Source organism: Anabaena sp. CCY 9910 (assembly GCF_963920875.1).
In the GTDB taxonomy this organism is placed as follows: domain Bacteria; phylum Cyanobacteriota; class Cyanobacteriia; order Cyanobacteriales; family Nostocaceae; genus Trichormus; species Trichormus variabilis.
In genome coordinates this window covers 1-9928 of the sequence record NZ_CAWUDJ010000081.1, presented here as the reverse complement: position 1 = coordinate 9928, position 9928 = coordinate 1, and the positions used below count along the sequence as shown (strand labels likewise).

Annotated in this window: 6 protein-coding genes and 2 pseudogenes; 2 read left to right on the top strand and 6 right to left on the bottom strand. The window is 41.8% G+C overall.

The window, feature by feature from the left end; genetic code table 11:
* Window positions 1-202: hypothetical protein (locus ACM5QX_RS28855; RefSeq protein WP_414756649.1), on the top strand; the 202-nt coding region annotated here is incomplete at its 5' end.
* Between the two features lie 8 nt (window positions 203-210).
* Here ACM5QX_RS28855 and ACM5QX_RS28850 read toward each other — a convergent pair.
* Window positions 211-282, bottom strand: a pseudogene (locus ACM5QX_RS28850) (transposase); the annotation flags it as partial.
* A 316-nt stretch (window positions 283-598) separates the two neighbouring features.
* Complete coding sequence (locus ACM5QX_RS28845) at window positions 599-6064, bottom strand: phytase (protein ID WP_414756648.1); 5466 nt, start codon at window positions 6062-6064, stop codon at window positions 599-601.
* Window positions 6065-7063: 999 nt separating this feature from the next.
* On the opposite strand from ACM5QX_RS28845, the gene ACM5QX_RS28840 reads away from it, so the two are divergent.
* Window positions 7064-7909, top strand: a complete 846-nt coding sequence (locus ACM5QX_RS28840) for a DNA/RNA non-specific endonuclease (RefSeq protein WP_414756647.1) — start codon at window positions 7064-7066, stop codon at window positions 7907-7909.
* Window positions 7910-8119: 210 nt separating this feature from the next.
* On the opposite strand, the gene ACM5QX_RS28835 is transcribed toward ACM5QX_RS28840, so the two are convergent.
* The 4 genes and pseudogenes from ACM5QX_RS28835 to ACM5QX_RS28820 form a co-directional block, all read right to left on the bottom strand.
* Window positions 8120-8521 carry a nuclease A inhibitor family protein gene (locus ACM5QX_RS28835; protein ID WP_414756646.1) on the bottom strand — a complete coding sequence of 134 codons (402 nt, stop codon included), beginning with the start codon at window positions 8519-8521 and terminating at the stop codon, window positions 8120-8122.
* A 27-nt stretch (window positions 8522-8548) separates the two neighbouring features.
* Window positions 8549-8995 carry a DUF1269 domain-containing protein gene (locus ACM5QX_RS28830; protein ID WP_414756645.1) on the bottom strand — a complete coding sequence of 149 codons (447 nt, stop codon included), beginning with the start codon at window positions 8993-8995 and terminating at the stop codon, window positions 8549-8551.
* A gap of 123 nt (window positions 8996-9118) precedes the next feature.
* Window positions 9119-9321: pseudogene (locus ACM5QX_RS28825) on the bottom strand (transposase); the annotation flags it as partial.
* Window positions 9322-9681, bottom strand: a complete 360-nt coding sequence (locus ACM5QX_RS28820; protein ID WP_414756644.1) for a hypothetical protein — start codon at window positions 9679-9681, stop codon at window positions 9322-9324.
* Between the last annotated feature and the right edge of the window lie 247 nt (window positions 9682-9928).

Genomic DNA, 9928 nt, shown 5'->3' with positions numbered 1-9928 from the left:
AAGTATCAAATTGTACCTAGCTAAATCAATTCATCCCCTTATTCAGCAACGCCCAAAGTACCAAGGGTGTTCTGGTTTAACCAATGCTACCAACCACTTATGCAAGTCAATCGCACTAGGAAATTTAATTTTCTCCTCTGGACTCAACTTGTTATGGTCGAGTATTTGCTTGGTTAATGCCAACCCCCAGTTCCAAGCGTGACGCGCTACGCCACAGTGTTTTGACAACTGAGTACGCTGCTTATTGTTAACTTTTAGTTCTGTCTTGAATCCTAATAGCATATACTATATATTGTACAGCATATCGCCATACAATGGAAGACGAAAGAAAGTTAACAATAAGGATTCCACAGAAAGAACTAGAGTTACTAGATTTATACTGTGAACAGGTGTCAAGGACTAAGACTGATGTGTTACGTGAGTATATTAGAGGGTTGTCAAGGAAAGTTAGGAAAAGTGAGTAATTGTTAACTTACTGTGTGCTATTGATTAACCCTGAGGGTAGGCTTACGCCTTCGTAGCCAAGCCAGCTATGGAGGAGGGTTATTCCGAATACATCGAACTCACATTAATCCATATCAGGTGCGAATTGGTATAACTAAGCCACCACACTTACCGCAAACACAAAGTCAGTGAGAGTGAGACTTGTTGAGTTAATTCCTTGCAATATAACTAACTCAGTCGCACCTAGCTTCACCAAAGTATCACTACCTTGCTGTACCAGACTTAAAGCACTAAATTGTGTCACACCAATTCCCCCCAATCCAATTTTGTCAAAACCGACAGCGAAGTCCGTCACCGTATTCTTACTAGTTGGTAAACTACCATTAGCAATCCAAAACTGGTCAGCACCAGCGCCACCACTCAGACGGTTACTACCGGCTTGACCTGCAAATAGCACATCATCACCATCACCACCGAATACAGAGTCATTCACACTGGAGAATAATTTGTCATCTCCTGAACCACCATTGAGACGGTTATAACTACCGTTACTAGTGAGGGTGTCGTTACCAGAACCACCAAAGGCGAATTGACGAGAACCTTCGATGACTTGCAGAGTGTCATTACCTGCTGCACCAAAGAGGTTATTACTTCCACCGGCTTCAATCACGGTGATTTCGTCATCACCATGACCACCGTTAGCTGTAGTGTTGCTGGCGGGACTATCTACACCAATAAAGACTTGATCATTACCATTGCCAGTAGAGACAGAAGCATCACTGCCCACAAATACCGTATCATCTCCGTTGCCCGTGGAGATAGTATTATTCCCAGGGGAATCTACCGTATCTGCACCATCACCTGTGAATAATATTTGACCGGGTTCCGCCGTAATATTATCACTACCAGAGGAGCCAAACTGAATATCTAATGGCTGTGTGACTGGTAAATTATTAGGGAGTTCTAAGAGAGCCAGTCTTTCCGGTAGTGGTGCAACTCGAATACTAATTGTCCCATCAGGATTAATGGTAGTTCCAGTGACACCGAAATCGTTGTCATTGAGTAGGGCGAGAGTATTGGGGGCGACGAGTGCTAGTCCTTCCAATTTACCCACACCTGTGTAACCCAGTTCGGCCGCATTGGCGATGAGACTCTTACTCACGGGGGTAATATTAGCAGCAGTCAACTCATCTGGTGTCAGTTGCTCAATTGTTTTACCACTGGGCAAGCTATAGTTAGCAGAGTTATTGATATTGGTAGCCCCTGCTAAATCAATCAGAAAAATCAATTTATTAGCGTCGGCGGTTTCACCATCATCTCGTTCAACTACGGCGAATTTGCCCTTACCCAAAGACACAGCATCACCAATTTTGTCAGTATTTGGCAGACCTTCCAGTAAATAAATATATTCGGCTGTTACCTGTTTACTGACAAGATCAAACTCCAGAATCCTTAAGTTGCGGGAACTACGAGAAACTGTATCACCAGTATTGTCCGGATTATCAATGGGACTTTGAATAAAGGCGTAAAGTTTGTTACCCTCCAGCGCCACAGCTTCAAATCCGCGATTATTGCGGCGTTGGGCATAAACTTCTGGTAGTACTTCAATCCCAAAAGTACCGGCTGGTTGGTCGGGATTGGGTGCAGTGGCTGTTCCTCTGGGGATAAAACGCTCGATTAGTTTGCCATTACTATCAAAATGATAAATTGCTGGACGGTACTCATCTACCAACCAGTAATCCCCATTTTTATCTACAACAATCCCCTCCAAATCTGCTCCCAAGGGGTCGTTGGGTAAGATTTGGTTTTGTAAGTTAACGGGAATTTCATCGGTGTAGGCGGTGTTTCTTGCGCCGGCTTGCAGGTTGGGTAGTCCAGTTAAGGGTGTTGTCCCATCTTGGCGGAACAATCCGGTTCTTTGGGTGATAGTAATCTCGCCTGTAGCACGGTTGAGTTCAAAGCTGACTATTTCTGGTTGGAAGTTGGGTAAAGCAAATGGTCTATTTGCACCGATGTTTTCACCATTGGGGCCGCGGTCTGTATGGGTGACGAATTTCAAGTTACCATTAGCAGCAATACCTTGGAAATATAGCCCAGAGAAACCACCAAGGAAAATATCTTGACCTGCGGAAGTTGTCCCTAATTTGGGTAGGTTATCAAAATCGTAGATAGTCAATCTGGCTTGGGCGACGGGATTACGAGGGTCGTAACTGGTGGTGTCAATGTCTAGGGGTTGAGAAAAAGCATTGGCGATATTTTCCCAAGGTACTAGCTTGAAGTTGGCGTTAACATTTTCACCATCAACTATGTTGGCTGGTTGGTTGTCACCATCTTGGGTAACGAACAAACCAAAGGGGAAATTAGAACCTAATGGGACGTTAACTACATCTGCGCCATCGGACTCTTGCACACTGTCGATCGCTCCATTATTCCCCACGGCAAAACTACCGATATAATCGTTGTTACCCTCCCTGGTATAAGCAACAAAGGTATTTTCACCTTGGCTCGATGCTAGTAAGTAACCTGTACCATTCTCACCATAGTAAATAGTCAAGCCTTCTACATCATCTGTTAGGTAAGAACCACCCAAATCTTTGATTGTGTCAATTAGCCTACCTATATTTCCCCTGTTGGGTTCGGCTTCGTATTTCCAAATACCGACATTCTCTTGTCCAATGTACAGGAAACCAGTTTCTTGGTCTACCACCATCCCTTCTGTTTGGGGGTCAATTCCCCCATCGGTGGGGATGGTGAACTGTCGGACTAGTTGCGTCCCAATTTTGCCATTACCTTGGTCTATAAGTTTTAACTGGGCGATGTCTCCAGTTTGACGGCGATTGACAAAGACATAATAATCATTAGTGATGGGGCTACGGTACAAAGCTAGACCGTAAGCGCTGCGGGAAGAAGACGAATAGGGTGGTGCGAAGGGTGCGCCTTGGAAGATAGTCCCCAAACTGCTATCGGTGATGTTTTCTAAATATTGACCGGGGGTGCTGGGATTGGGGTTAATTTTGAAGAATACCAGCTTATCATTTTGGCGATCGCTTGCTACGACGATATCTATAGATTGACCGCCTAATCTGAATCCGTATTGTAAATCTACGTTGTTGTAGCGAATACCGCCTGGATTAATACTCTGTAACAAGTTCCCTGACAAGTCATAAACCCGCAATCCGGCATTTTTAACTGAAGTTATAACAAGGCTAGCATCGGGATTCGTCCCATTCACATAAATTGCTGGGTCATCAGCATCCGCATTCTGGTCAATTACTGGAATTGATGGATTATCATCGTCGAGTAAATCAGGGCGAGTTTCCACCGTCGGCGTAACCGTGGGAACTATCTCTGCACTCAAGGTAAGGATTTGCGTAAATTGCGTACCGCTAAAGTTGTTATCACTCACCAAGACAATCGATTGACTACCATCAGCTAGTTTGGGGCCGAAGCTAATACCCTCAATGTTGTCTGTACCATTGGGTAGGTTGAGGTCATTGAGATTTAATAATAGGCGCTTTTGGGCGGGTTGAATGGCAGCAAATTCTGTGGTATCTAGACTATCGAGAGAGTTAATGGTGCTAATATCGGTCGCACCTTGCAGAGAAATTTCGTAGATATTAATTGTATTCCCCACACCTTGAGCAAAGGAACGTTCCACCGCCAGCAAAGTACCACGGTTATCAATCGCCAGCAAGTCTACCAAACCATTATCACTAAAGCCTGTAGATGGATTTGGCGCAGCAGCGATCGCATCTGTAATATAAAGATATTCTTTCTCTGGCTGACCACTAACTAAGTTATATTGCAGAATCCGCGAACGGCTACCACTGGTGAGAGAAGCCCTAGCACCATCTTGGAAGAGGGCGTTTTCTGTTGCGGTGAATAAAGTTTTTTGGTCTGGTGTGATGGTGAGGCTTTCAAAGGCTAGGTTATTGCGAACCCCTGATGTTTGAGTATCACCAGTATCAACAATACCGTTGTTATTGGTATCCTGGACAATAGGAAGAAACTTAGTCGGTACAAAAAGAGAGCGAACTTCTTGACCTGTTGTTAAGGAAAACTCTCTAATAAAGGGATTGGTCACCCGACCAGCGCTAGGATTCGCCTCACCTTCGGAAGAGATAAATACAGTCCCATTATTAGTTAAAGCGATACCTTCTGGGTCAAGGCTATTTAAGGGGAAAGTATTACCATTGCTATCTTTGAGAGTGACAACATCAGTAAAAGTTACATCTCCGTTTTTTGTAAAAGTATAAAAACGCGCAGGGGCAAATTGAGAGCGATCGTCAGAGATAGCATAGTAACGGTTGTTGGCTGCATCATAGGTAACACCAGATAACCCACCCACCGGGGCTGCCAATCCATTAACTACCCCAGCCGCACCATTAGGAATAAAGCCTGTGGGGAAAGTAGTTTGTCCTTGAAACTCCAACTCAGTAATAGTTTTACCCGCTTCAGTCGCCCCCACCTGCACATCGACCGATACCAAGCGATGGTCGGAACTGGGGAAAGGAAACGTTCCCACAGGGGGGAATGTGGGATCATTATTTACAGGCCAGAAAACTTGCGAGTTAGTAATCTGCAAGTCCGTAGAAGGTAGGACGTAATCTGAGCGTAAGTTCCCCGGAGTGGTATCAGCAAAGTCAGCTGTATCAAAACTAGGATTGCCTTGGTGGTTGGTATTGGCTCCCCCTTGTAAGCCTGACTGTTGCGCTGCACCAGGGCTGCTGGGAATAAAGTTAGTATTAACACCAGGATTTTGTAACAGTTGCAGAATAGCGTTATCAAAACTATCCCCATCGTAGGGATCAGCATTTTGATCACCCATAATCACGAAGCTCGACCCCGCAGCTAAACCGCCAGTTCCCCCAGCATCATCATAAATATAACCACCTTCACCAGGGGTAATATAGTCTGCCCAAAAACGAATCTCATCATGGTTGCGTTTACCGTTCCGGTCTTCTGCACCATCAAAAACTGGGGGTGTGGGGTGACTAACTAGGACATGAACTGTTTCACCATTCACCAAAATGGGTACATCCCAGTGGCTTTTAGAGGAGAGGCGCAAAACCGCTTGTTCTTCTGGTGAGTACCAAGGCGTTGGAGAACCAGGACTCTGGATAGTAGATAATAAAGAATCTGGCATATCCTTCCATAGGAAATTTTGGAAGGTGCGGACGTTAGCAGTATCAATTGGGTATTTGGATAACAGCAACATCCCGAATTGACCAGGGAAACTACCAAAACCAAAAGCATCATCACCATATCCTGATGCGCCTGGAGTGGTCACAGCTACACCGTTATTGTTTAAGTCAAACCCAGAAGCAATACCCGTATTTGAGGGAGCAATGTAAACATAAGGATAATTAACAGGCGTTGCACCGTTTTGGCTCACACCCAGGTAATTTTGTTGGAAAAGTCGAACCGCTTCTAAAGGATCATCACTATCGTAGTCAAACTCATTAATTAGCAACACATCCGGGTTATTGCGCTGGATGATTTCCGCCACAGCTTTCGCCTGAGCGTTATTAGGGGTAGATAAATCACTGACTAACTGACCTTCAGCGTTACGGTTTAGAGACGCGTTGAACTGGGAAAAGCGGACTGTAGTGTTTACCATAATCCAGAGTTTGGGGTATAGGAGTTTAGGGGTATGGGGGTGTAGGGGTTTAGGGGTGTAAGTGAGAAAAACCTTATACTTTTAAGCTTGAGTAAGACCTGAACGATAAAAAATTGAATAATGCACAAATTGACCCAAAGTACTAAGCTTTGGGAGTTGGGGGTATAAACGACGTTATTTTTGGCAACAAAGCAAATGTAACTGCAAAGGATGCAGTTTACAGCTAAACTTGCCAGATAGGCGATGACCTACGGCGATCGCTAAATCTCTCCCAAAAATCAGCATATATGCCATAAAATGGCTACATACTCCAATTGCTATTCGGTTCCATTGCCCTCAAACTATCCCAGCTAGGTTAAGAAACTGCTAGCAAAAGATTAAAACTAAGAAACAAACTCAGAAAAAATTCTCTGATTTAGCTTACTAGCTTTATTTGTAAGAGTTTATATAGCCGCGACAGCGCAACTTCTTTAATTTTTAGCGCGTATGATCTTCTTCAATTAGCGCAGTTTACCCAACAATGGGACGATAAATACTTAACTCTGGAAGTCCTTCTGCTAAATCAAATACACTCCATACCCCAATACGGTTCAGTTAAGAAAATAAAACAGATCTATTCTTTGGAGGGGGCTTGGGGGACGCAACCGTCCCCCAATCGGGGGTTTGGGGGAGAATCCCCCAAGTCTTGGTTCTTCTGAAATCGATAAGCTGACAACGTTAACTGAACCGTATTGCTCCATACCCTACGAGGAAAGCGTAGCGTTCTGTAGAAAAGGCTCATGCCTACTTCATCACAGAAATAATTACAATTTTCCATATTATTGGAAACGTTTATTTAAGATAATCACCTAAATGATTACTAAATGTTAATACAATGTTTTCAACTTTTTAACCTCAGCTTATACAACCAAAGCTATATTACAATCGCTAAGTTTGACTGAGTTTCTGTAACTTGAACAGAAGCAATTGTAGTTAGTTTCAACAAATAAATAGTAACGAATGAAGAAGTCTAAATTTTCTAAGACTATTCTACTTATTGCCTTACCAGCAATATCATTAATCCTGGTTAGTTATCTACAAAATCCCTTAACTGCCCAAACCTCAAGTGTTCATTTAACGATGGGCAATCCTAGTGGGGCTAATACTAGTTACAGTAATCTTTTATTAAGCAAATCTCAATATGCAGTTTCTTACAATTGCTATAGAGGGACACCAAATTGGGTAAGTTGGCAGTTAAATACATCATGGCTCGGAAGCGCGCCTCGCCAAGATGATTTTCGTGCAGATACTACATTACCTTCAGGCTGCTACCGAGTTACGTCCTCTGATTACAGTGGTAGTGGTTTTGACCGTGGTCACATGGCTCCTTCAGCAGATAGAACAAATACAATTGCAAATAACTCTGCTACTTTTCTGATGACAAATATGATACCCCAAGCACCTGATAATAATCAGGGAGTATGGGCAAATCTAGAAAATTATTGTCGAGATTTAGTGGTCAATCAAGGTAAAGAACTCTATATTATTTCCGGTTCCTATGGCGCTGGTGGAACCTTGTCGAATGGAACCTTCAGCACTATTGCTGGAGGTAAAGTTACAGTCCCAGCTAGAACTTGGAAAGTTATTGTAGTCCTAAATAGACCAAACTCTGGTGCTGCCAGCGTAACGACTAGCACAAGAGTAATTGCTGTAAACATACCTAATACACAAGGTGTTAGATATGCAAATTGGAGAGACTACAGAGTTAGTGTTGACTCTATCGAAGTAAACACTGGTTACGATTTGCTCTCTAATGTCTCTACAACTACTCAATCTGTAATTGAGGCTAGAGTTGACAATTTGTAAGGATAGTTAGCTCACTAAAAACTTAAAGCCTGTCTGTAAATTATAGACAGGCTAAGGTGATACGCACCTAAATCAAATATTCCTGCGTCAGGGCTGTCCATAGTCAAGAGTCCAGAGTCAAAGGCTAGCTTGGGATCTGGACTTTGGACTTTTGACAACCTGAGTGCGAAATATACAATTTAAATGCGTAACAGCTTAATAATTGATTAATTAGGTTTCTACAACTTTTGTGGTAATTCCCGCTAAATCCCCAGATGGTGTTTTACCAATAATATAGATATCGATATTTATCGTGCCTACCCGATAGACATGAATATTAGTCAGATTATCTTTTAATGTTTTGACAAGTGATTGAAACTTCTGCACATTTTGTTTTTGTATTTCATCGTGCCATTCTTTTTCTAAAGCACAGTTCCGAAATAAATAATCTAGTTCTACTTCTTCAACTGATGTATCTTGGGAATGTCCTGTTAACTGAATAAGTTTTTGATTTGTCAAAGGTTCTTGAACTTGGTTAGACCATAGAAACACTTCAAAAGGATACTCTGATTCACTCATCATTAGCAAACTAGCGGTAGCTTGCTTGAGTTTTTCAGTAATTTTATTAGCCATATAATTTATTTTAAGCACTCAAATTATTTAGGCTTTTTGGTAATTTTTTTGTAGATTCTCTATTTGGTGTTTAGACAGAGTTGTTCTAATTAACTTTCCTTCAAACCGATGAAATTCTGCAATTATTTTCTCTGGATGAGCATAATTAATCAAGACAAACAAAGATGAGGAATTTGGCTTTAAAGATTCTTCGACTTCGGTTAAGAAATTACTGTCAAACACGCTCTCTTTAATTGTCAGAAAGCGGTGAAAGAAAGTGGAGCTAATGATTCCACCCCAAAGTTCATTGCTCAGATCACCGGGTTTAACTAAATCATGATACGGTTTAACCCTAATCTTACCCTGTGCATTTTTGGTAATAATAACTGCGTCTTCCAAGTCAGCTAAATACTCTTGTTCAAGTTTTAGCAGTTCTAGAAGCGCTTCATCCGCTTTGTATTTGTCATCAAAGTTGACTACAACTAATTCACTCATATTACATCCATTGTGATTCTTCAAGAATTCTTAGCTGTATCTACTTTTACCTTATAAACTGCTCGTTGTTAAGATGTACAGGATACAATAACAGCATTAACTCCCTGACAGTAGTTTAAGTTTTTGAAATTTCGACAGCATCAAGTCTAGTATTGGTCGCTCGACTCCACCTGTTATTAATCGGTCGCGGAATTCGCTCAAAACACTAAAGTCAAAACCAGGGTCTGTCAACTCCAACGACAAAGCGTATTTCCAATCAATCCCCCTTGTACTGCAAGGGTTGCTTGCCTATCAGAGAGATTTTCTAAATATTGCATTACCAGTATTTATGATCGCAAGAATTCATCGATTAGCAAACCTCCTAAAAACGAAGCTCCATTAGCAATGATGGATAAAAATAAACCATTTTGCCAACCTAATTTTAAAATTATTGCATAGAGAATCCCTTCTGCGATCGCCACACAGCTTTCTATCAGTGCTATTCTGAGAGGAAAGTCCATGTAAGGAATTAGTATTTGGTTACTTTCCCAAGCTAGGGGATGGGTGAAGAGGGTTGCAGCAAAGGCTATAATCGACGTATTGTAGATATCCCCACGGGAAAAAAATTGCTGTGTATTTGCTAAAGTAATTAATACCACAGGTATTTCAATTCCCCAGGAAATTAATAGTGCTAACAACTGCGTCATCTGTTTGGAAGAATAATAAAGAGCAAATAAAAAGTTGTAGCAATTTTTGTATTATATAGTTATTATTTCATAACTTTTTTATCCAGATTATGTGTAATTTAGGGATAAAGTATATGATATAAATATTCCAGTCTTTCTAAAATTCGTTGCCTTCGCATCTCAGCTTGCTCTGCATTAAAACCAAAGTTGTACCGCATCTTACCCATATTCTCAATTCGCCATTGGTTGATTTTATAATCTATTTCAT

Excerpts from the sequence above, each read along its gene's own strand:
- ACM5QX_RS28845 (WP_414756648.1), bottom strand. The coding sequence starts at position 6,064 with ATGGTAAACACTACAGTCCGCTTTTCCCAGTTCAACGCGTCTCTAAAC.
- ACM5QX_RS28840 (WP_414756647.1), top strand. The coding sequence starts at position 7,064 with ATGAAGAAGTCTAAATTTTCTAAGACTATTCTACTTATTGCCTTACCA.
- ACM5QX_RS28835 (WP_414756646.1), bottom strand. The coding sequence starts at position 8,521 with ATGGCTAATAAAATTACTGAAAAACTCAAGCAAGCTACCGCTAGTTTG.
- ACM5QX_RS28830 (WP_414756645.1), bottom strand. The coding sequence starts at position 8,995 with ATGAGTGAATTAGTTGTAGTCAACTTTGATGACAAATACAAAGCGGAT.
- ACM5QX_RS28820 (WP_414756644.1), bottom strand. The coding sequence starts at position 9,681 with ATGACGCAGTTGTTAGCACTATTAATTTCCTGGGGAATTGAAATACCT.